Source organism: Flavobacterium piscis (genome assembly GCF_031457575.1).
GTDB lineage: Bacteria > Bacteroidota > Bacteroidia > Flavobacteriales > Flavobacteriaceae > Flavobacterium > Flavobacterium piscis_A.
This window is the reverse complement of record NZ_JAVDWQ010000007.1, coordinates 174,731-199,480: the sequence shown is the minus strand read 5'-3', so window position 1 is coordinate 199,480 and position 24,750 is coordinate 174,731. Positions and strand designations below refer to the sequence as shown.

Here is a 24,750-nt window from a genome sequence, read left to right as displayed (position 1 = left end):
TTAGATACTATATCAAATATAAGAATTCTAAATTTGTGCTTAAAATAGTCTTACACCTAAATATACAATTATGAAACTGGTTTTCGCTTCTAATAATTTAAATAAAATCAAAGAAATTCAGAGTATCCTAAACGGATCGACAGAACTACTAAGTCTCGAAGATATTGGCTGTTACGAAGAAATTCCTGAAACGGCTGATACTATTGAAGGAAATGCTGTTTTGAAAGCCAATTATGTAACTCAAAAATATGGTTACGATTGTTTTGCAGATGATACCGGTTTAGAAGTTCTTGCCTTAAACGGCGAACCAGGCGTTTATTCAGCCAGATATGCGGGAGAACAACGAGATTCTAATGATAATATGAATAAACTTTTAGAATCATTAAACAATAAAGAAGACAGAAGTGCCCAGTTTAAGACAGTTATTGCATTAAATATAAATGGAGAACAACATTTATTTACTGGAATTGCAAAAGGGAAAATTATTTTAGAAAAGAAAGGTAATCATGGTTTTGGTTATGACCCGATATTTCAGCCGGAAAACTTTACGGAAACATTTGCTGAGTTATCGTCAGATATTAAAAATAAAATCAGCCATCGTGCAAAAGCTACACAGCAACTAATTGATTTCCTGAACTCCATCTCATAATTGTTTAAAATACAACATTTAAATAGGTAAAATTTATATTTTCAGACGTTAATTTTAAAATTTCTTATCAAAATCTTTTTACATTAAACATAACTTTTTGATAATCAAATCATAACAAATCCATAATTCTTAAAATAGCATTAGTTTATCTGAATAATTAACAGTAATTTTGCACCCTATTTTAAATACACATATGAATAAATTTGAACAATTAGGATTGAATGAATCGTTACTGAAGGCGATTTTAGATCTAGGATTTGAGAATCCGTCGGAAGTACAGGAGAAAGCGATTCCCCTATTATTGGAAAAAGACACGGATATGGTTGCGTTGGCTCAGACAGGGACAGGGAAAACGGCAGCTTTCGGTTTTCCGCTAATTCAAAAAATTGATGCTGACAACAGGAATACACAAGCATTAGTTTTATCGCCAACACGAGAACTTTGTTTACAGATTACCAACGAACTTAAAAACTACTCAAAATACGAGAAAGGTATTAATGTGGTAGCAGTTTACGGCGGGGCTAGTATTACAGAGCAAGCTAGGGACATTAAGAGAGGAGCACAAATTATTGTGGCAACTCCTGGAAGAATGCAGGACATGATCAACAGAGGTCTGGTTAACATAAAAAATATAGATTACTGTATTTTGGATGAGGCTGACGAAATGTTGAACATGGGATTTTATGAGGATATTGTTTCTATTTTATCCGATACTCCAGATCAAAAAAGTACATGGTTGTTCTCTGCAACTATGCCAGCTGAGGTTGCCAGAATTGCAAAACAATTCATGAGCGATCCTGTAGAAATTACTGTTGGAACCAAAAATTCAGGTTCTGCAACAGTTTCTCACGAATTTTACTTAGTAAATGCCCGTGATCGTTATGAAGCTTTAAAACGTTTGGCCGATGCAAACCCGGATATTTTCTCTGTGGTTTTCTGTCGTACTAAAAGAGATACACAAGCTGTAGCTGAAAAATTAATTGAAGATGGATACAGTGCCGCTGCATTGCACGGAGATTTATCTCAGGCACAACGTGATGGGGTAATGAAATCTTTCCGTGGAAGACAAATTCAGATGCTTGTTGCTACTGACGTTGCTGCACGTGGTATTGACGTTGATAATATTACTCACGTAGTAAATTACCAGCTTCCTGACGAAATTGAAACATACAATCACCGTTCAGGACGTACAGGCAGAGCTGGAAAATTAGGAACTTCTATTGTAATTGTTACAAAAAGTGAGTTGCGTAAAATTTCTTCTATCGAAAGAATCATCAAACAAAAGTTTGAAGAAAAAACAATTCCGTCTGGAATTGAAATCTGCGAAATTCAATTATTGCACTTAGCAACTAAAATTAAAGATACTGAAGTTGATCACGAAATTGACAACTATTTACCAGCAATCAACAACGTTCTTGAAGATTTATCTAAAGAAGAGCTGATCAAAAAAATGGTTTCAGTAGAATTTAACCGTTTTATTGCTTACTACAAAAAGAACAGGGATATCTCTGCTCAATCTGGAGAAAGACGTGAAAGAAGTGATTCTGAACCAAGAGAATTCAATAATAACGGAGCAACCCGTTATTTTGTAAACATTGGTTCAAGAGACAATTTTGACTGGATGACACTTAAGGATTATTTGAAAGAAACATTAGACTTAGGTCGTGATGACGTTTTCAAAGTGGATGTAAAAGAAGGTTTCTCTTTCTTTAACACTGATCCTGAACATACTGATAAAGTAATGGAAATATTAAACAACGTACAATTAGAAGGACGTCGTATTAATGTTGAAATTTCTAAAAATGATGGTGGCGGAAGACGTGACCATAATGGACGCAGTGGCGGTGGTGGACGCAGTTCTGCACCAAGACGTGAGGGAAGTTTTGCCCCAAGACGTGAAGGTTCTGGCGGTGGTTTTAGAAGCGACAGAAACTCAGCTCCAAGAGAAGGTGGTTTCAGAAGCGACAGAAACTCATCTGCCCCCAAAAGAGAAGGTGGCTTTAAAAGTTCAGCTCCAAGAAGCGAAGGTAGTTCAGACAGAGCTCCAAGACGTTCTGAAAGCTTTGGTGATTCGCCAAGACCAAGAAGACCAAGAAGAGATTAATTCTCTTTGTTAATTTTCTGATAATTATATTCGAAGACTGCGAAATATTTAATCCTGATTTACTACTTTTAGTGCTTTAAATCAGGATATGAAATATTTCGCAGTTTTCTTTTTTATATTACTATCAAGTATCAGTTTAGCACAAGAAACTGAATCAACTTTCCCGCAAAGGGTTTCTGGTTATATCATTAATGATAATAGTAAGCAGCCGCTTTCAAGTGTAAATATTATTAACACAAACAAAGTTCGTGGAGCAATGTCTGATGCCAATGGGTATTTCGAAATTGATGTACAGGTAAATGATACACTTCATTTTTCTATCTTAGGATTTCAGTCTTTGAGAATTCGTGTTACAAATGACTGGATAAAAAATAAAGTAACGAGAATTCAGCTTACAGAAAAAGCAATTGCTCTTGAAGAAGTTATTATTGCACCCTTTAATTTAACAGGATATCTTGAAGTCGATTCTAAATTAATTCCAACCAAAGAAAATTACCGTTACAGTATCTCTGGTCTTACACAAGGTTATGAGGCGGGTGAATATTCGCCAAATGCTTTCGGAAAAGTATTAGGGTCTATTTTTAATCCTGCCGATATGCTTTATAATTTTTTTGGAAAAAACGGAAAAGAGCTCAAGAAACTTAAAGAAATGAGGAAAGATGACACTGTTCGAAATCTTTTAGAGACAAAATATGACCGCGAAACTGTATCTGTTCTTTTGGGTGTAAGCAAAGATGAAATTCCTCAAATTTTAGAGCGATGCAATTATTCTGAGTCTTTTATTCAAGGTGCTAATGATTTGCAAATTATGGACGCTATTAGTGCCTGCTATGAACAATACAAAGTACTGAAACGAAAATAATTTAAATCTTTAAAATAAGTATAATCCTCGCTTTTAAAAATTGGGGATTTTTTTGTGCCTTTTAGGATTATAAAAACCTTATATTTACTTGTTATTAAATTGTATAAATAAAACAACATTATTATGGCAAAGAGTCAGGATGCTAAGAAAACAGCAAAAAAAGAACCGCTAAAAACGGCTAAGGAAAAAAAAGAAGAAAAGAGAGAAAAGAAAAATACTCCTAAAAGAGATTAATTTAGTATTCAGTCGCAGTCGCAGTTTTCAGCTAAACTAACTGAAAACTGCAACTAAAAACTGAAACTTTATTTTTACTTAGCCGGTATATTTGAAAGAATTTCTAATACAAATTTCCAGTATTTTTGAGCAGATGAAATACTGGCCCTTTCATCAGGTGAATGTGCTCCATGAATAGTTGGACCGAAAGAAATCATATCCATCTCAGGATAATTGGTTCCTAAAATCCCACATTCCAAACCAGCATGACAAGCTACTACTTTTGCTTTCTCGCCATTTTGTTTTTCATAAATTCCAGTCAAAACATCTAATATTTCAGACTTTACATTTGGTGTCCAACCTGGATACGACCCAGAAAGTTCTACTTCGCAACCCACTAATTCAAATGCAGAGCGTAAAGAATTGGCCAAATCAAATTTTGACGTTTCAACAGAAGAACGTGTTAAGCATCCCACTACTATTTTTCCATCTTTTACTATAACACGTGCAATATTATTTGAAGTTTCAACTAAATCTTCCATATCCGCACTCATTCTGTAAACGCCGTTGTGTGCAGCGTAAATCGCCCTGATGATACCTTCCTGAACACCTAAATCCATTACTTTTTCAGGTAAATCGCATTTTACGATTTCAATTGATAAGTTGGGTTCTGTAGTTTTATATTCCGTTTTTATATCGTTGATGATTTCCTGCATATCAAAAATATACGCTTCATCGAACATTTCAGAAATAATAACTTTCGCTACACTTTCTCTCGGAATCGCATTACGAAGACTTCCACCATTTATTTCTGCTACCTGCAATCCAAAATTTTCAAAAGCATCGAATAACAAACGGTTCATGATTTTATTCGCATTTCCTAAACCTTTATGGATATCCATTCCGGAATGCCCTCCATTAAGTCCTTTTACAGTAATAATATGTCCCACTGATCCTTCCGGAACTACTTCTTCATGATACGTTCTTGTAGCTGTTACGTCAATTCCCCCGGCACAGCCAATATCAATTTCATCATCCTCTTCAGTATCCAGATTCAATAAAATCTGACCTTGCAAAATTCCACCTTTAAGATTCAAGGCACCTGTCATCCCGGTTTCTTCATCAATCGTAAATAATGCTTCAATTGCAGGGTGCGGAATATCTTTACTCTCTAAAATAGCCATAATGGTAGCTACTCCTAATCCATTGTCAGCTCCAAGAGTTGTACCACGGGCACGAACCCAGTCACCATCAACATACATGTCTATTCCCTGAGTATCAAAATCAAAAACAGTGTCTGCATTTTTTTGGTGTACCATATCCAAATGCCCCTGTAAAACAATTTCTTTACGGTTTTCCATCCCCGGAGTTGCCGGTTTTCTGATGATTACATTTCGGATTTCGTCTTCAAAAGTTTCTAAACCTAAGCTGTTTCCAAAGTTTTTCATGAATTCGATTACACGCTCTTCTTTCTTTGAAGGACGTGGAACTGCATTCAAATCGGCAAATTTATTCCATAGTACTTTAGGTTCCAGATTTCTTATTTCCTGACTCATTATATTTTGTTTGAAGTTTAACAATTAAGAGCTCCAAAGTTACAAAGTTTAAATGCTTTTTTAGCCACGAATTGCACGAATTAGCACAAATTAGAATGGGTCTGAAATTGGATTACCGGGTTATTGCTAATTTGAAGGTTAAAGAAAAAATTAATAATTCGTGGAATTCGTGGCTGCCTTTTTTTAATCAATCAATTGTAATTATATTTACATATTTAAATTTATATTGTGAAATCAAAATACCTTCTGCCTATATTTCTTTTAATTCAGATTCTGATTTTAAAAATCCTTCCCTATTTCCCGGAATTTACAGAACGCCTTTACAGTAATGGATTGTATGTAAAAATTTCGCTTTTTTTGAGAATCATATTAGGCAGAATTCCTTTTTCAGTTGGCGATGTTGTTTATTCCATTTTGATTCTGTTTTTGATTCGATGGTTTTGGAAAACACGCAAAACATGGAAAACAAACTGGAAAAATAATCTCTTAAAAGCATTAAGCGTTCTTTCTGTTTTTTACTTTTTCTTCCATTTTCTTTGGGCTTTCAATTATTACAGAGAACCACTTTTTGAAAAAATGAAAATTAAAAGAGAATATACTGATGCTGAACTACTTGTTTTTACAAAGAAATTGATCATTAAAACCAACGAAATTCAGTTTCAAATTACCAAAAATGACAGTGCTAAAATCGTTTTTCCATATTCTCAAAACGAGGCTTTCAAAATGAATTTGAATGGTTATAACAATCTGGCCAAAGAATATCCGTATTTTAAATATGAAATTCCAAGTGTCAAAAAATCACTATTCAGTCTACCTTTAACTTATATGGGTTTTGGCGGTTATCTTAATCCATTTACCAATGAAGCCCAGGTAAACCATTTATTACCCATGTACAATTTTCCGGTAACGAGTTGCCACGAAATGGCCCATCAAATGGGGTATGCAAGTGAAAGCGAATGCAATTTTATTGGCGTTTTGGCTTCTGTTAAAAACGAAAATTTATATTATCAATATTCTGGTTATAGCTTTGCCTTGCGATATTGCCTAAGTATCTGGCAGTTTAAAAACGAAAAAATATTTGATCAGTTAAAGAAAACTGTTCATGTCGGAATATTAAAAAACTATCAGGAAAGTCAGGATTTCTGGAAACAGTACGACACCTTTATCGATGAAGGCTTTCATATTTTTTATGATAATTTCTTAAAAATAAACCATCAGAAAGATGGCATGGAGGGTTATAGTAAGTTTATAGATTTGATGGTGAATTATTATAAAGGGAAAGATTTTTGATTTAAGGAAATTGAAAACCTTAAAATACCTAACAGGTTTAAAAACCTGTTAGGATAGTGTCAAAAAATTATGGTAATACTTCAATTTCTAATCCCTGATTCCAGTTTTTGTGTTCATTTTCATAATATAAATAAGCTGAAGAAGCCACTCCTTTATATTTTCCGGAAATAATTGCTTTTAAATCGATATTGATTTTTCTGGTTTCTCTGCTGTCAAATTTTCTGAAATAAAACACTAATTCGCTATCAAAAATTTCGTAATAATCGATTATATTTTTCTCTACAAGTTCTTTTAACTGCCATGGTTCAGGTGTCATTCCTCCTGGAATTCCTATTCTTGCTATTGGGTTCGAAAGCTGTTCTGTACTTTTATTTTGTATTTCAATTTCGACTCTGGCTGTTTCACTGATTTTCAACACATTGCTTGCTATCCTTGTTTTTAAAACTAACTTACAATCTTTAGAATTGTTAGGCTTATAGGTCTGATATTGCACGTAAAACAAATAAGGCACTGAAGCTTCATCAGGAATTTGAATAGAGAAATTATTATTTCCTGCATTCACATTTAGATTTTTCAAGATGACATTTCCATCTTTTTCTTTCTGAGATGTACCAATGGACTGATTATTCAAATGTAGGATCGCATCCTTCAAAGGCGCCGTATAAGAGGCAATTTTAGTGTATTCTGTAATGGCTTTCAAAGCTAAGGCCGTGGCTTGTGTTGATCCAAATCCATAAACACTTTTAGATGACTGAATGTAATCTAACACGTCAGAAACCTCTTTTGTAATCTTACCTTCTTTCAATAAAGCAAGAGCGTAAAGTGAGGCAATTTCCATACTCATCGATCTGCCATAACTATTGATGATTGATTGTTCTGCTTTTAAATCCTTGAATTTTTGCTTCTCAATTCCAGCTTTAACTAATTTTATCAATTGTTTATATTCCGGCATTTTATTCAAATTAAAAGAAGTCAATGCCATTAATTCCATTCGGTATAAATCTTTACTCTCCAGTGCTTCCTTTAAAGCAGTTTCATATTGTTTATCAAAATGTTTTTGACCTACTTCTGATAAAACATATACGATATAAGCATTATTTACTACATACTTAATTCCTGAGAAACCATATTTTGCCGGGTTTTGATTAAAACCGCCTTTATTATCTTTTCTGGAATTCAGCCACTTTAAATTTCCTTCAATTAAATTTTTATCGATATTGATAAATTCCTTCATTTCGTGAAATTGCAATAATCCATAAGCCGTTAAAGCTTCATTCCCGGGATTACCTCCGTACCATTCATAACCGCCCTCTTTCGATTCATAGTTTCTTAACTTTTTGTATCCAATTTCTAAGTATTTCAAAGCTTTTTCTTTAAATTCTGGCGAAGTATTGCTGAATTTCAATAACTGCATTGCCATTATATTAGGATAATTCGATGACGAAACCTGTTCAAAACATCCGGAAGGTTCCCGCATCATACTTTGCAGCCCATCAAAAATTGAAGAAAATGGATTATACAATAGTTTAAATCCGGCATCAACTGAACCTGGCATTGGATCCGTAATGGTAAAATCTGTACGCTGCGATTTAGTTCCGGCAATATCAACATTCATCGGAAAACCTTTTGCATAAACATCAATAAACTTTAGGATTTTTGTTCTGTAATTTTCTCCTTCTAATGTAATTTCCAAAGGAATTTTTTTACCAATCTTATTGGCTGTTATCGAAATATAAATTGTTTTGGTTTCATTTGATTTTAAATCTACTAACGGATTATTATGCTCTGTTTTATCAAAATCAACTTTGCAATTCAGTTTCAAATTGTTTTCAGAATTATTTTTCAACCAGATTGGTATTCGAATAATATCTTCCTGTGAAGTATAAATGGGAACTTTTACATCACTCTGAATCAATTCTTTTACTGCATAGGATGCTTCTGCTCTTCCAATATCTCCTTTATAAGAAGTTCCTTCTGCTACTATTTTGAAAGAAGTATTGTCATCTGAATTGTAAAATTCAAAGTTAACTTGCCCTTTATTATTTGTCTGTACAACCGAATTCCAGTAAATACAGCTTCTAAAATCTGTTTTTTCTTCGACAATTGTTGATACATATTTTGGCGCATAAAAATAATCTGCTTCATTAAGCTGTTTTGTAGCCGATTTTAAAATGTTCTGAAAAGTGTAATTATACTTTTTCCCTAAAATAATATTTCCACTAAGCAATTTATTTTTTGTTGTCACTAAAATAACGCCATATGCACCGCTTGAACCATAAATAGCTCCAGCAGAAGCATCTTTTAACAGGACAATTGATTCGATCGAATTAGGAGACAACCTTCCCAAAATAGACGAATTTTCATTGTTTGCATAAGGAATTCCGTCAACAACAATCAACGGCTGACCCGATGATCGGCTTCCATAAATTGATGATATACCCCGAATTCTAATTTTATCAGACCCTCCTGACTGGCCAGATCCAGATGTAATTTGAACGCCCGCAGCTCTCCCATTTAATGAAGAAGAAACATCCTGACGAGTAACAACTGACATTGATCCGGTTAGCGATGATCTTCTCTGGTAACCATATCCTACTACTACAACTTCCTGAAGAGAATTATTTTCTGAATCTAATAAAATCGGATTTACAGTTGGTTTTGTATTTACTATCTCATTTTTAGATTTCAAATCATTATAACTTACCTCCAGAATATCTGTATTCGAAAGTGTGTCTTTCATTCTAAGAAAAACAGCTTCGTTTGAAATTGAATTTGTTATAGTGTATTGGCGGCTATTTTTACTTTCGACTGCCAAATAGGCCAAATCTGAAAACGGAATTCTATTAAACTTAAAATAACCGCTTGAATTACTTTTTGTCTCAAATACTTTACCTTTATCTGTAAAAAAAAGAACCTTTGCCGAAACAGGCTTTTGTTTATGGTTTTGCACAAACCCTTCAATTACATTACCCTTTTCGGGTTCAAGGTTTTTCCCTTCAGAAAGTAATTTTTCAAGATTTCCCTGATTGTATTTTCTCCAGCCATGTGTATTTAAAAGCAAATCAATGGCCAGCTCTTTTTTCTCAATTTTTTTGTTATTATCGAAGTAAAATCTTGGTTCATGAATCTTTCCTTTTAACTCGGCCCCAAGAAACATCCATGACAAAATAGTATCCTGCTTATCATCAATATAAGTGAGCAATTTTGAATCGACAACAGAAACTGAAACATTCGATGCAATTGGTACATTGTTTTTATCTTTTGTAACAATAGCAACCTTTACTTTTTCTCTTGGCAAATAGGTTTGTTTATCTGTTTTAATTTCTATTTTGAGGCCGTCCTGATAATTCAAAAACACAAGTCTTTCGGCCACGATTTTATTTTCAACTAATAAAGAAAAAGACTGAATCCCAACCGGAAAATCTTTTGTTTTTATATCCAACAAGTTCCATCCCTGTTTCAAATTCAAATTAATCGACTGATGAATTTTTGCTATATTTCGAACTAAAACTTTAGCTTCAATTGCCAACGGAGCATAAATTTTTAAAGAAACATTTTTGGTGTTCTTCACTGCATTTATCACAAAAACACTTTTTTTGGCTAATGGCAATTCTATTTTTTCTTCGGATTTAAATGGAGAAGTAATTACTGCAAAATATTTTTTGCTCTCTTCTGTTTTCAAAATCACATTGCCCATTCCATCATGAACGCTTTTAAAATCGATAATTTTATTTCCTTTTTCATCTTCAATAAAACCAGCGGCGTCCATTGGCCGTCCAAATTCGTTTTTTGTTATAAAATACAATGTCGAAGCTTCGTTTAAAACAAAATTGCCGCTTTCCGGTAAGAACTGGAGATCTATAAAATTTAAATTTATAGGAATTGAACGCGTCACCGATTCTTTGAAATTATCATAATCCAGCATTACATTCAGTATACCGTCGTTAGATTTTAAGTCATTTGGAAGCCTGAATCGTACCACTGCTTTTCCTGATTTATCGGTTTTTCCATAAAGAGAATCTATTTTTTTTCCGGCAATGAAAATATCATAGTTAAAAGCGTAATTTCGTACAGGCTGACTTTCTAAATTTTTAAGCTCAAAATCAGCTTCACAAATCTCTCCTTTTCCATACGCTTTTTTCTTAAAATCGAGTGTCATCAAAATTCTGGGTGAAACAACCTTCTGTACAAAAAAGGTCTTTTCAAAAATATTTTCCGAAGTCTGATTCTGAAGTCTGGTATAAGCCCTGATTTTGTACATTCCTGCAGCTCCATCTTCAGGAATTTTATAAGAACCTGATACGCTTCCGTGTTCTACTGTATAGTTTTGAGTCGTTATTTTTTTATTGGCACTATCAAATAAATCGATATAAAGGTAATCGCTCAAAGTAGTGGGACTGTTGTCGTTTTCAGCAATGTATGCTTTAAAATAAACAGTTTCGCCGGGAACATACAACACATTATTTAGCTGAAGATAAACTTTCTCTGTAATTGGCTTTTGGTAAACAGTTTCCCAGATATTTTCAATGTTTTGCGCTTTTACAGTCTGAAATAATAGTAAAAACAATATGTATTTTAAGTTTTTCATCTTGTTAAAATTTAATGGTTAAGGAAGAGCCGAAACTTCTCATCATTGGTGCATTGAAATAATCTAATCCGCCTGAATCTACAGAATTAAACATCGAATTACTACTGAAAGCAGTCTTGCTTTTAGACAAAACAAATACGTTATTTATAAAAAAAGAAAGGGTATAGTTAAATTTTTTAAGTTGATAATCTGAATTGTTTGAATAAGATAAACTGATGGAATTCAATCTAAAATATGTGGCATCTTCAATTGCATCTTCTGCAACGCCGTCAATTCCGTATCTTGTCCAGCGATTTTGTCCAGTCGGAAGATTGGCATCATAAAAAGCAACTGTTTTTGTATTTACCGATCCGTCTTGTGTTACACCCTCAAAAACATAATTGGTAATATTTCGCTGCTTTTCCGTCACTTCAGATTTGCCGTAATAATTTAAGGCCTGTTGGGTTCCATTCCACATTTCACCGCCCTGACTCCAATCAAAAGAAATATTTAGTGCAAAATTTTTATATTTTAATGTATTGAAAAAACCAACAACAAAATCCGGATTAGGATCTCCTAAAATTTTCGGTTGTGAATCTTCCATCGGAAAACCATCATCATCAATTATTATATTTTGATTATTATCTCTTAAATAACCGTTACCTACAATAACTCCTAGCGGCTGCCCAACAATATAACTTTTATTAACATCAGCAAAACCGGCAAATGGAATTCTGCTAAGATTATTGTTGATATTTATGACTTTATTTTTATAATGAGTAAAATTCAAATTGAAATTATAGCTAAACCTTCTGCCATAAATTGTTTTTTGTATTTCAAATTCAACGCCATTCTGCTTATAATTTACATCGGGCGACCAATTAACGACATTCAGGTTAAAATTGGGAACGTATAAGTTTTCAACCCTTTTATGATAGAAGGTAAAATTAAAATTCCATTGATAATTTAAGTTATAAGCCAGACCTAAGTTTGTACTGATTTCTTCTGTTGGAATGGCATGTTTGGGCGTTATTAGCTCTAAATTATTCTGCAGCTCTTTAAACTGATTTACATTATAACGTAAAGAATTAAAATTCAAATTGTTATTTTGTAAAGAAGGCTCAACCTGATTATAAGACTGACTAATACTCAACGAAAGCTGCTCATCAAAAAGTCTTTTTATTTCTGCGGAAGCAAGAAAATTGGGCATAAACTTTCCTTTAACAGTTGAAGAATAATTCAGGTTGGCACTTGCTTTTAAAACCAATTCATCATAATAAGAAAGAATATCCTGCAAAGTATAAGATACATTAGCATTGTAAAAAATTTCAAATCGCTGCTGTATAACATTTAATTTATTTTGATTCAAACTGTTTTCAGGAAAATCTTTTGGAGATGTAAATCCGGTAAAATAATTTCTTTCAAATTTTCGTTCCTGAAACCTGAAATCAATTTTTGATTCTATAAATAATTGATTATTAACAGTATGGTTAAAAACATCTGAAGCTGAAAAATTTGTGAATCTTTCGATTCTCTTATTAAAATTAGGAGTAGCAATTCCGGCAAAATAAAAATCCTGACCATTTGTGTTTGTAATTTCAGAAGATTGAAAACTGGTGTTTACAGTATTCAAATTTTCAAGCTTGGCATATTTATGATTAAAATTAAATGAGATTGTTTTGCTTTTATTTTTATCTTCATTATTCTGAATCAAATAATAAGGATTATTTTCAGACGCAGCATAACTTCGCTGTAAACCATTTGATAATGTCGAAGCAAACTGATTATCAAAATGAATGGGCGTAATGGCATTGGCAAAAACAATCTTATTTACTGTAAAATTTGAATTGGGAAGATTGTTTTCGAAATCATCATAAGATAAAATGGTTTCAATTTTGCTGTGTCTGGAAACATTTCTAAAATATTTTACAGAAGTGGCAATTTCATTATTTCTGCTTGTTGGAATCGTGATTCTGCCTGTTTTATAAACAAAATTTATTTTCATAAAATTACCCCTTGACCCTTCAATTTGAGTACTAAGCAAGTATTTATTATCCACTGTATTTTTGAAAAAATTATTCGGATTATAAAGTTGTACTAAATTTCCATTACCAAATGCCTTATTTACAATATTTCCCTGCGGATAATATTCAGATGGATTTGCTGAATATTCTAAAGAATTGACATTTGGTCCCCAGCTGAAAATTTCATTTGTTTCAGGAGATTGATAAATCAATTGGCCATTTTGACTTTTTCCCTGTGCATACGTTTTTTGATAGTACGGCATTCGAATTGGTGATGAAACAACCAATTCCTGACTCGCTTCAAAAGACAATTTATGATATTCGCTTTTATATCTCAAACTATAAACATAATCAGCACTTTTGTCAATTTTCATTAAATGCTGCCCTCCCATGCCTTCCAAAAGATTGAAATCAAAAGTTCCCGAAGACTCCGAAATTTTCACAGAATCTGTTGGCTTCTTTAATTTCTTACTATAATCATCACTTAAAATATGCCATACTGTTTGATCGTTTTTTTGAAAATTAAGATTAGTAATTTTAATAATTTGAGTTTTCATTCCGATAAAAGAAATCTTTAATTGATCACCAATTTTAACTTCGATGGAGTAATTTCCATCGAAATCAGAAGTGGTACATCTTGAAGTGTTTACAACACAGATTGAAGCACCAGGAATTGGCACTCCGTTTTCGCTTATATTACCATAATATAAATTTTGTGAAAATCCGGATATTGTTACAAGAAGAAAGGCTAATAGTAATTGTGGTTTCATAAAGTTGGCTTTTATATAGAGAGAGCGATTCTGGCTAAAAGGTTGGAAAGAAAATTAAAATTCATTAAGATTACTACTAAAATCTTATTTTAATCTAAAATTATTTTTATTTTCACGGTAACAAAAAAGCTTACAATACTACTAATACAACATGAGCGATAATCCAGAACAGTCATTTGTTGCACAATTGCAGGCAAATCAGAATATAATCCACAAGATTTGTAGATTATATACTGCCGGCGAAGATGCTCACAAAGACTTGTTTCAGGAAATTACCATTCAGCTCTGGAAAGCGTATCCGAAATTTAGGGGCGACAGCAAATTTTCGACCTGGACTTACCGCGTGGCATTGAATACCGCCATTACCCTATACCGAAAAACCAAAAGAACCATATCCACTGTAGAATACGAAAGTCATCAGCATTTTGTAAAAGATGTTGATTACAATTATGAAGAGGAAGAACAGATTAAATTGATGTATAAAGCAGTTTATCAGTTAAATGACATCGAAAAAGCATTAGTTTTTATGTATTTAGAAGACAAGGATTATCAGGAAATAGCCGAAACATTAGGGATAAGCGAAGTGAATGCTCGTGTGAAAATGAACAGAATTAAAGGGAAACTCAAAAAAATATTAAATCCTTAAAATACCACCATGAAAGAACTGGATTTATTAAAAAAAGACTGGAAAAAGAACTCGGATTCTTTTGAGCAGATTTCTGAAAAAGAGATTTACAAAATGATACATAAAAAATCATCCTCGACTGTAAAATGGATATTGATTATCAGTATTTTAGAGGTTATATTTTGGACTATTTCTAACTATTTTTCTAGTGTAGATGATATGCTGATTAAAATAAAACATCCTGAAATGATCTTTTTTGGTGATCTTTTAATGTACACAAATTATGTAATTATTTTAGTCTTTATTTATTACTTCTATAAAAGCTATAAAACAATATCAACAATCGAATCTACAAAATTGTTGATGAGTAATATTTTGAAAACCAGAAAGACAGTACAATATTATGTTTGGTACAATTTAGGAATGATTGTTATAACCTCTATATTTAGCTTTTTTATAGGATTTGTATACAATCCGGATATGCAATTTGTTAGGGAAAAATTAGACGCTAAGGGATTTGCCACATTGTTTACAGCGGGAACTTTTCTTTTTATTACCTTAATACTTTTAGGAGTGTTCTGGTGCTTTTACAGATTACTTTATGGAACACTTTTACGCCGATTATATGGAAATTATAAAGAATTAAAGAAAATTGATTTCTAAGAGAGGTTCAAAAATTATGAATTCCAAATTCTGGTCAAATTTTGAAACTTATAATCATTAATAATCCCATTTCCTCAATTTATTAAGTTCCTCTTGTGCTTTTAATTCTTCTGCCGGAATAACTTTTAAAAAGGATGCATGTTGTTCTATAGCGAATTCCACCTTTTCAACAATTTCATCAATAGAATCATTTTCATAGTCAATATCAAGAGGTTCTTTGATGATGAATGACTGGAGAATATTTTTCTTTTTCATTCGCAATCCTTTTTTATCAAAAGAACGACGGAATCCGTCAATTACTATAGGAATTACAATAGGTTTGTGCTGTTTTATAATATGTGCTGTTCCTTTGCGTACTGGCTTAAATGATTTTGTTGTTCCTTGTGGAAAAGTAATTACCCATCCATCTTCAAGAGCAACTCTGATATTTTCTGTATCATTTGGATTTACATCCTTTTTTTCTGTCACATCCACCCCTTTTGCCCGCCAGGTTCTTTCAACGGTAATGGCACCCGCGTATGCCATAATTCTGGGTAACAAACCTGCTTTCATGGTCTCTTTGGCAGCAACATAATACAAATTCATTTTCGGTTGCCACAGATAACCAATATTCTTAATCGTATCCTGACGTCCGCTTAAACTTGCGTTAAACACATGAAACATTGCTACAACATCTGCAAAATAAGTTTGATGATTTGAAATAAATAATACATTCGTATCAGGCAATGTCTTAATTATTTCAGAGCCTTCAATCTGCAATTCATTAAAACCTCTATATCTTCGGTGCGTCATTGCTCCCAAAATACGTATTAACCATTTTTTGATGAATAATATATGTCCAAAAGGATTTCGTTTAAACAATCCCATAACGTATGTATTGTGTTTTTTGTTAAGTTCGCAAACATACAAAATTTATTCATTTAGCAATGACTTTAAACAATTTCAACAACAAAAAGATATCTTAATGAATATCAAATTGTTAAGTTTATATTTTTTGTAGGTCAATTTCAAAAGTCAATTTTAAAACGTCTCTCAATTCACTTAATATCATAGCTGTTGCCCCCCAAACCAAATGTTCTTCAACTTTAAATGCAGGAACCAGAATATTATCTGCATATGAAGTAGTCAACATCGTTTCAATAATAATTTCATCATCTAAAAACATCGATAAAGGCAATTCTATAATATCAGCTACCTCTCTGGAATCTGGATAAAAAAGGAGTTCTTCTTTTGAAACCCCTAAAAAAGGATGCACTAAAAAATTACTGGGCGGAATATACATTGGGGTAAAATGTTTAATAACATTAATTTTTTCTGGAGCGACACCAATTTCTTCCTGCGTTTCCCTCAAAGCTGTTTCTTGAAAATCTGTATCAAAAGTTTCATATTTACCACCTGGAAATGCGATTTGAGACGAGTGAATACCTTTATAAGTATTTCGAACTATCAGTATTAAATGGGTATTTCCTTCTTTGGGATAAAACAACATCATTACCGCAGCTATTCTCGGATTTTTTGCCTCTAAATCTAGATTTTTAAGATCGTTTATCCGTTCTAAAGGAGCCATTTTTGCATGTGCACTTTCAGCTGGCAACATGACTGGAATTATATGCGGTACATATTGCAAAAAACATTGAAAATCCATAAGCAAAGTTTATTTTTGTACTTTCAAATAAAATATAAATATAGTTCAGAAAACACCTTTTTACAAGTTTTCCAGAATTCAAAGCCATAAAAATGTACAGTAAACAAGAATCACAACAATTAAAAAGAGAATTCTGGGTAACTTTTGCCGAAAAATTTCCACGGAAATGGGTGCTTTATGACACTAAGATAAAAGATTTTTCTTTTAAATTTTTTGTTGACAATAAAAAAGCACAGGTTTTAATTGATATTGAACACCGAAACGATGAAAAACGAATTGCTTATTTTGAAAAACTGGAAGCCTTAAAAAATATTCTGGAGGAGGAATTCGTGAAAGATTTGGTGTTTGAAAAAAATCATACACTTGAAAGTGGTAAAGTCATTAGCCGTATATGGGTAGAAAAAAATGGAGTTGGCTTTAGTAATCGTAATAATTGGGATGCTATTTTTGATTTTTATTTCGAAAAAATGAATGCTTTGGAAATGTTCTATCTAGAGTATGATGAGTTTATTAAGGATATAGAAAATATTTAATAAAGAAATACTTATAATAGATGCAAATAAGGACAAAATTTTTATATTTGAAAAACCTAAATCTATAATGAGAAAACTTTTATTGGTGTTTTTATTAGTTTCATTTTCAAAAAACTATGCTCAAACTGATTATACTTATGTTTACAACAATGATTCGATAATTAGAAAAGGTATTAACTTTTACAGTGAAAAAAAATATGATGAAGCTATAAAAGAATATCAAAGAATCACAAAAACAGATCCCAAATATCTTACTGCACAATATGAAATAGGCTTAACACTTAATGCCCAAAACAAAAAAAGCGAACTCAAAACATTTTTAGAAGATTTATATGCAAAAGGAAAAATGCATGAAAATCCTGAATTATACAGAATGTATGCTATCTTTTTGAGTGATGAAAAAGAATATGAATCTTCAGAAAAAATTTTTAAAGAAGGAGAAAAATATCTTTCAAATTCTTCCTCTTATCTCTATAATTTCGCTTTATTATATGTTCGAAAAAAAGAGACACAAAAAGCCATAGAACTACTCCAGCGCATTATCACTAATGATCCTAACCATGGTCCATCCCATTATTTTCTAGGAATCATTGCTTTTGAAAACGGGAAAATAACCGAAGGAACCCTTGCATTGATGAGTTACCTTATTATTGCACCAACTGGCCAATATGCCAATCAGGCCATCTTGCAATTGAATGCCAATTATGGTCAAAATTACTTAACGGAAAATAAATTTGTTTTCTCAAAATCCGGTGATAATTTTGAAGAAATAGAAACGATTTTAAGAAACCAATTGCCCCTAAAAAAAGTTTATAAAGTAAAATCGAGTATTGATGATGCCATTATTCGTCAGGTACAGGCAGTTGCGGAATATGCTGCAGAGCATAAAATGGGTGATGGCTTTTTTGAAACAACCTATATTCCGTGGGTAAAACATCTTATCGAAAAAAATCAATTTGAAGGCTACTCATATTATATGTTACTTTCTATGGAAGATAAAATTGGTAAGGAACTAACTAAACAGAAGAAAAAAATAATTGCATTTCGCGACAATTATATGTTAGGTGATTTTTGGAATGTTTTCGGAAAAAGAAAATTAGATATTTTTGGTAATGTTCAGGATGTAATTGTAACTACAAAAAATGAGAGACCTTATATTATCGGTCCTCAGGTAAATGGAGAATTTGAAGGAAAATGTAAGTACTTAAATGCCTACGGAAATTTAAACGGTGAAATTAATTTCAAAAATGGAGAACTGGATGGATTACAAAAATATTATAATGAAAAAGGAAACCTTATTGAAGAGAAAACTTTCTTAAAAGGAAAATTAAATGGTACCAGAACCACTTATTATGAAAATGGAAATTTAGAGTTAATCGAAAACTATAAAGATGACCTTTTAGAGGGTATCAGCACATCTTATTTTCCAAATGGCGGTAAAAGTTGTGAAATAAATTTTATCAACGGCGAAAGAAATGGTACTCTGATTTGTTTATATCAAACGGGAATCAAAAAAAAAGAAGTGGACTATGCAAACGGAAAACTTTCGGGAAAATTCAATACTTACAATGAAGCTGGTGACCTGACTGAAACCTACAATTGTGCAGATGATAAAATTGAAGGGAATTATTTTGAATTTTATGACGGTAAAATTATAAAATCTGAAGCAGTATATAAAAACGGCCTAATTGACGAAGGATACAAATCCTACTACTCCAATAAAACCTTAAACAGGGAAAATAGTTATTTGTCAGGTAAAATTAAGCAGTCAATTGACTATTATGAGAATGGCAAAAAATCAGATGAGACTTTTTACAACAATAAAGGAGAAATTGAAACTTACAGTTATTTTGACAACGATGGCAACAAATATTTTGAAGAAAAATATAAATCAGGTGAATTAAAATCAGGGCTTCAATTCCTGAAGAATGTTCCAAAACCTACAGAAGTAAACTTAACCAAAAAAACTTTTGAAATAAAAAATTTTGATAATACCCTTAGAGTAAAAGGTGCTTTTGAAAAAGGAGCAAAATCAGGTGAATGGAATTATTTTTATACTTCCGGAGTACAACGCCTGAAAGATTTTTATGTGAAAGGCAAAGCAAATGGATTATCGGCAAATTATAATGTCAATGGTTCTCTTTCTAATATTACAAATTATAAAAACGATACCATCAGCGGTGTTTATGAGATTTATAGTGGCAATAAAGTAAATCAGATTTATAATTATGAGAAGGGCGAACAAAACGGTCCTTTCAAAACTTTTTATTCAGATGGTACTGTCAGCACTGAAGGGTATTTAATTGAAAGTGATGTGTATTATGACAAGTACACTTATTTTCAAAACGGAAATATTTCAATTATTGACCGTTATATTGATGGACAAATGACACTTAGAAAAACATTCAATCCAAAAGGAATATTAGAAAACGAGATTGATTATAAAAACAAGACAGGAAAATTTACCTATTCTTTTAATAATGGTGTTTATACCAAAACTTACGATTTAAAAAATGGATTATTGCATGGTAAATTGATATCGAAGGACAAATTTAAAACCAATATTATGGATGCAGAATACCTTAACGGTGAAATGCATAATATTTATAAATTCTATAGTCCTTTGGGCTCCTTATATATTGAAAATAATTACTATTGCGGTAAATTAAACGGCCTGAGCAAAAAGTATGACCATGTTGGAAATTTAAAACTTACAGGAGAATATACTTTTGGTGTTGAAAATGGAAAAACAATTCGATACTATCATAATAAAGCTAAATTATCAGAATATAATCAGCAAAATGGTTCGGTTGAAGGAGAAAATATCTATTACAATCAAAAGGGAGAAACATTAGTAATAGTGGGATATGAAAATGGAATTGCTAAATATTATATTCAAAAAAGCAAAACTGGAGAATTAAATGAAAACGTAGTGATTGAAAATCAGACTGCACAAATTTCATCTTCTTATCCAAATGGAAAAATTGCTATTCAGTTTAATATTAACAAAGGAAATACAGATGGTAAGTTTATCATCAACAACAATGATGGAAAACCTGAATTTGAGTGTACTTATGACAATAATGTGTTAACTGGGGAGCGAATAGAATATTATTCAAATGGCAAGCCGTATAAAAAAGAACATTTTAAAAATAGCGAATATGACGGACTGCAGGAATATTTTAAAGAAGATGGGAAACCCTGGGCTGTTATAGCTTTAAAAAATGATGAACTTCACGGAAACACCTTAATATACAACGCCGGAAAACTAACACAAACCAAAAAATATGATTCAGATGAATTGGTTGAAATTATTAAATAAGCCCTTTTTTCTGATATTGTTTTTTGTTTTTTATTCTGTATCTGCCAAGGCACAAAAATCATTTCAGGAACTTAAAAATCTTTATCCGGATTATAATGAGATCATTCTGGATAATTTGGAATTTTATGATATTACCATAGAAAATAATGCTTTGAAAATCATACAGGATAATCATTCGGAATCGCTGATTCTTACTCAAAACGGAATACTTAACAACAAGGAATCTTTTTCTTATTCAGATTTGATACAATTAAAAGGTTACGAAGCTTATACGGTTATCAATAATAATGGAAAAGAAAAAAAGATAAAGGTTACACAAAGTAATGAAAAACAATCACAGCAAAGTTCTATTTTTTATAATGATGTAAAAGAGCGCCAGCTTATTTTTCCTAATTTAGAAACAGGGGCAAAAAAAGTATATGATTATCAAACACAATTTGTAGATCCGCATTTGTTGCACAAATTTATATTCGGAAACATTTTTCCTATGCAAAATTCGGCACTTGAAGTCAGAGCAGAAAAAAACATTGTTATTGATTACAAAATTTTTAATGATCCTAATAATACCATCTTATTTTCCAAAACAGAAAAAAAAGGCAAATGGGTTTACAGATGGTCATTGTCTGATGTAAGACCTGCAAAATTTGAAGAGAATTCTCCCGGATACTTATATCAGGTTCCTCATATTGACTTTTATATTAAGGAATATACTATTAATAATAAAACTACACCTGTTTTAAGGGATGTTGCTGAATTGTTCAACTACTATAAAAAGTTTGTACAAAATTTAAACAAAACAGAAGATCCGGATTTAAAAGCATTGGTTTTGGAACTTACAAAAGATAAAATTTCCGAAGAAGAAAAAGTGAAAAGTATTTTTTATTGGGTAAAAGACAATATTAAATACATCGCTTTTGAAAATGGCTATGAAGGCTTTATTCCACGGGAAGCCAATCTGGTATTTCAGAGAAAATTTGGTGACTGCAAGGATATGTCCAGTATTATTTCATGTATGGCACAATATGCCGATATAAAAAATGTGACGCTTGCCTGGATAGGAACACGAAGCATACCTTATACCTACAAAGATCTGGCAACACCAGCTGTAGATAATCATATGATTGCACTTTTTAAAAAAGGTGACAATTATATTTTTTTAGACGGAACTGATAAAGAAACCCGTTACGGAATTCCTACGGCATTTATACAAGGAAAAGAAGTATTGTTTAGCGAAAATGACCAATATAAAATTTACCCTGTACCAATTGTTCCAGCCAGTCAAAATGAGATTAAGGAAACTGTCAGTTTAACTATCGACAACAGTAAATTACTGGGTAAAGGAAAAGTTGAACGTTCAGGTTATAACCGAAGCCATACGCTGATGCGAATTGGAGATGCCTCTAACAAGACACGTTTGGAGATGATTCGGTCACTAGTTTTAAAGGGAAATAATAAATTCAATTTAAAAGATTTTAAAGAAGAGAATCTTACGGATAGGGATTTACCATATACTGTCAATTATCAATTTGAACTTGATAATTATATCGTAAAAGTAGATAAGGAAATTTATGTGAATTTATTTTTGGATAAATTATTAGAAAAAGCCATAATTGCAAAAGACCGTGTTGCACAATATGAGTTTGAATACCTGACACAATTTACAACACAGTATACACTTGCTATTCCAAAAAACTATACCATAAAATATCTTCCTAAGAATTTTGATTTGGATAATGATTACATCAAAGCCCATTTTACTTACGAATTAAAAAACAACATTCTCTATCTAAATGTAAACCTGAGTCATAAAAAATTATTACTCAACAAAACTGATTTTGAGCCCTGGAATGAATCTGTCAAAAAACTAAAGACCAACTATAACGAAACCATAATCCTATTAGAAAAATAATGAAAAAACAGTACCTAAAAACCTTTTTTATTTTTATTGCCTTACTTAGCACATCGGTATTTTTCGCACAGGAATATACTTTTAAAGAGTATAACTGGAATGAATCTGAAAGCAAGATCGATGTTCCTAAAAAATACGCTGATGAAAAAGAGGTGATATTAAATCGTACCTTAAAAATAGAAATAGTTGTCAATAAAAATACGGCAACCCAATATCGCTTAATCCATGAAAAAAAGTACATTAATTCTGATGATGCTATAGAACGTAACAATAAAATTTATATTCCAATCGGACATGGCGAAAACTTCTTAACTACTAAAGCAAGAGTTATTCTCAAAAATGGAAAAGTTATCACCCTGGATAAAAAAGATATCAAGGAAGAAGTAGATGAAGAAAAAGGTGTAAAATATAATTATTTTGCTGTCAATGGACTTGAAAAAGGAGCCGTTATCGAAAAGTTATATGTAGTGGAAGAAGCGCCCGATTTGAAAGGAAACACCATTAAAATGCAGGATGAATATCCGATTGCTGAATACAATTTTGAATTAATTACTCCGGCACACCTTGTTTTTAAAACGAAATCATACAATGGTCTGAGTGAGCCTTTTTTGGATGAAAAGAAATTAGAGAACAAAAAAGTACTGAGCATTACTGAAAAAGATATTATCGCTTTAAGTGATGATGAGGAATATTCTAACTGGGATGTTAAATTAAAACTTTTTCGTTATAAGATGGACGCCAATCTTTATACAGGAAACAAAAACCTTAATAGCTTTAAGGAGTATGCAACAACAACTTATGATCTGATTAACCCTGTTTTAGATAAAAAACAAGAAAAGGCAATTGCTTCTTTTTGTAGTACAATTGCAACTTCCAAAGATGCTCAGGAACAAATATGGAACATCGAAAACAAAATTAAAAAAACAATTAACTACGATAAGTACATTGACTCTAAAGAAACACTGAGCGATGTTATAAAAACAAAACAAGCCAACAGCCTTGACATTTTAAAATTATATACAGCTGTTTTTAAGTATTTTAAAATAGGGCAGAATCTTGTTTTTACCTCAAACCGTTACAAAGTCCCTTTTGACAAAGATTTTGAAAGTCATGAAAACCTGAGTGAATTTTTATTTTATTTTCCAGCTGTTCAAAAATACCTGACTCCAACTGAAATCGAATTTCGTATTCCTCTTTATCCCAATTATTTAGGAAATAATAATGGATTATTTATCAAGGAAAAAGTGTTTGCAGGCGTTCCGATGGGAATTGGGGAAATTAATTTTATTGAATTACCCGGAACAGAGATTACCCATGATTTTATGGACATCACTGTTGATTTCACCAAAGACCTTGAAAATCCTTTCATTACAAGTCACCTGACATTTGGAGGGTATTCAGGACTAAATTTTCAGCCAATAAAAGATTTTGTATCAGCTGAACAATACCAAACGATGCTAAAGAGCATTTCTGAAAATTATACTTTACAAAGCGAATATAAAACCCTAACTACCGAAAATGATGGTTTGGATTTTATTGGAAAAAAGCCATATATCATGAATCTGACCTTTGATGGAAAAGACATGATCCAGAAAGCCGGTGGAAATTATTTATTTTCTGTAGGTCAAACCATTGGAAGACAAATGGAATTTTATCAGGAGAATAAAAGAATGCTACCTGTAGAGATTCACTATCCACATCATTATACCCGAAAAATCAAAATTATATTGCCCGATGGAGCCACTATCAAAAATCTGGATAAGTTTGTAATGGATTTCAAAACACAGCTTAACGGAAAAACTGAGGCAGCCTTCACCAGCAGTTTTAAACAAAACAAAAATGAAGTTGTTATTGAAAACACAGAGTTTTATAACGTTACCAATTATCCGTTAGCTAATTTTGAAGAATATAAAGCAGTGATAAATGCCGCAGCCGACTTTAATAAAATTGTGGTTATTGTGGCACAGTAATTTCTTAGCAAAATATTCAATATTAAAGTAATCCGACAAGTAAAAAAC

The 24,750-nt window shown here is 32.0% G+C and carries 15 protein-coding genes; 10 read left to right on the top strand and 5 right to left on the bottom strand.

Annotated features, from left to right (window positions below; genetic code table 11):
* Positions 1 to 70: 70 nt before the first annotated feature.
* The 3 genes from J2W48_RS12195 (at position 71) to J2W48_RS12185 (ending at position 3,615) form a co-directional block, all read left to right on the top strand.
* Positions 71 to 649: a non-canonical purine NTP diphosphatase gene (locus J2W48_RS12195; RefSeq protein ID WP_310281672.1), complete on the top strand. Its 579-nt coding sequence runs from the start codon at positions 71 to 73 to the stop codon at positions 647 to 649.
* A 193-nt stretch (positions 650 to 842) separates the two neighbouring features.
* Positions 843 to 2,753, top strand: coding sequence for a DEAD/DEAH box helicase (locus J2W48_RS12190; RefSeq protein WP_310281669.1), 1,911 nt, complete (start codon positions 843 to 845; stop codon positions 2,751 to 2,753).
* An 88-nt stretch (positions 2,754 to 2,841) separates the two neighbouring features.
* Positions 2,842 to 3,615 carry a carboxypeptidase-like regulatory domain-containing protein gene (locus tag J2W48_RS12185; protein WP_310281667.1) on the top strand — a complete coding sequence of 258 codons (774 nt, stop codon included), beginning with the start codon at positions 2,842 to 2,844 and terminating at the stop codon, positions 3,613 to 3,615.
* Positions 3,616 to 3,923: 308 nt separating this feature from the next.
* On the opposite strand, the gene J2W48_RS12180 is transcribed toward J2W48_RS12185, so the two are convergent.
* Positions 3,924 to 5,384, bottom strand: coding sequence for an aminoacyl-histidine dipeptidase (locus J2W48_RS12180; protein WP_310281664.1), 1,461 nt, complete (start codon positions 5,382 to 5,384; stop codon positions 3,924 to 3,926).
* A 228-nt stretch (positions 5,385 to 5,612) separates the two neighbouring features.
* Between J2W48_RS12180 and J2W48_RS12175 the strand changes: the two genes are divergently transcribed.
* Positions 5,613 to 6,674, top strand: coding sequence for a DUF3810 domain-containing protein (locus tag J2W48_RS12175; protein WP_310281661.1), 1,062 nt, complete (start codon positions 5,613 to 5,615; stop codon positions 6,672 to 6,674).
* A gap of 67 nt (positions 6,675 to 6,741) precedes the next feature.
* Here the strand turns inward: J2W48_RS12175 and J2W48_RS12170 are convergent, their stop codons facing one another.
* Positions 6,742 to 11,262, bottom strand: coding sequence for an MG2 domain-containing protein (locus J2W48_RS12170; RefSeq protein WP_310281659.1), 4,521 nt, complete (start codon positions 11,260 to 11,262; stop codon positions 6,742 to 6,744).
* A 4-nt stretch (positions 11,263 to 11,266) separates the two neighbouring features.
* Entirely contained in the window at positions 11,267 to 14,035 is a 2,769-nt protein-coding gene (locus J2W48_RS12165; RefSeq protein WP_310281656.1) for a carboxypeptidase-like regulatory domain-containing protein, read from the bottom strand.
* Between the two features lie 151 nt (positions 14,036 to 14,186).
* On the opposite strand from J2W48_RS12165, the gene J2W48_RS12160 reads away from it, so the two are divergent.
* Positions 14,187 to 14,681, top strand: a complete 495-nt coding sequence (locus tag J2W48_RS12160; RefSeq protein WP_310281653.1) for an RNA polymerase sigma factor — start codon at positions 14,187 to 14,189, stop codon at positions 14,679 to 14,681.
* 9 nt (positions 14,682 to 14,690) lie between these two features.
* Positions 14,691 to 15,323, top strand: a complete 633-nt coding sequence (locus tag J2W48_RS12155) for a hypothetical protein (protein WP_310281651.1) — start codon at positions 14,691 to 14,693, stop codon at positions 15,321 to 15,323.
* Between the two features lie 57 nt (positions 15,324 to 15,380).
* Here J2W48_RS12155 and J2W48_RS12150 read toward each other — a convergent pair whose 3' ends face one another.
* Together J2W48_RS12150 and J2W48_RS12145 are read right to left on the bottom strand one after the other, a co-directional pair.
* Entirely contained in the window at positions 15,381 to 16,190 is an 810-nt protein-coding gene (locus tag J2W48_RS12150) for a lysophospholipid acyltransferase family protein (protein ID WP_310281649.1), read from the bottom strand.
* Between the two features lie 118 nt (positions 16,191 to 16,308).
* Complete coding sequence (locus J2W48_RS12145; RefSeq protein WP_310281647.1) at positions 16,309 to 16,968, bottom strand: NUDIX hydrolase; 660 nt, start codon at positions 16,966 to 16,968, stop codon at positions 16,309 to 16,311.
* Positions 16,969 to 17,060: 92 nt separating this feature from the next.
* Between J2W48_RS12145 and J2W48_RS12140 the strand changes: the two genes are divergently transcribed.
* The 4 genes from J2W48_RS12140 to J2W48_RS12125 all read left to right on the top strand — a co-directional run bounded on the left by J2W48_RS12140 (position 17,061) and on the right by J2W48_RS12125 (position 24,702).
* Positions 17,061 to 17,501, top strand: coding sequence for a DUF4268 domain-containing protein (locus J2W48_RS12140; protein WP_310281645.1), 441 nt, complete (start codon positions 17,061 to 17,063; stop codon positions 17,499 to 17,501).
* 67 nt (positions 17,502 to 17,568) lie between these two features.
* On the top strand, positions 17,569 to 20,823 hold the full coding sequence (locus tag J2W48_RS12135; protein ID WP_310281643.1) for a tetratricopeptide repeat protein: 3,255 nt from the start codon (positions 17,569 to 17,571) through the stop codon (positions 20,821 to 20,823).
* Entirely contained in the window at positions 20,798 to 22,732 is a 1,935-nt protein-coding gene (locus tag J2W48_RS12130) for a DUF3857 domain-containing protein (protein WP_310281641.1), read from the top strand. The genes J2W48_RS12135 and J2W48_RS12130 overlap by 26 nt, the downstream gene beginning before the upstream one ends.
* Complete coding sequence (locus J2W48_RS12125) at positions 22,732 to 24,702, top strand: DUF3857 domain-containing protein (RefSeq protein ID WP_310281639.1); 1,971 nt, start codon at positions 22,732 to 22,734, stop codon at positions 24,700 to 24,702. The genes J2W48_RS12130 and J2W48_RS12125 overlap by 1 nt, the downstream gene beginning before the upstream one ends.
* The last annotated feature ends 48 nt before the right edge of the window (positions 24,703 to 24,750 follow it).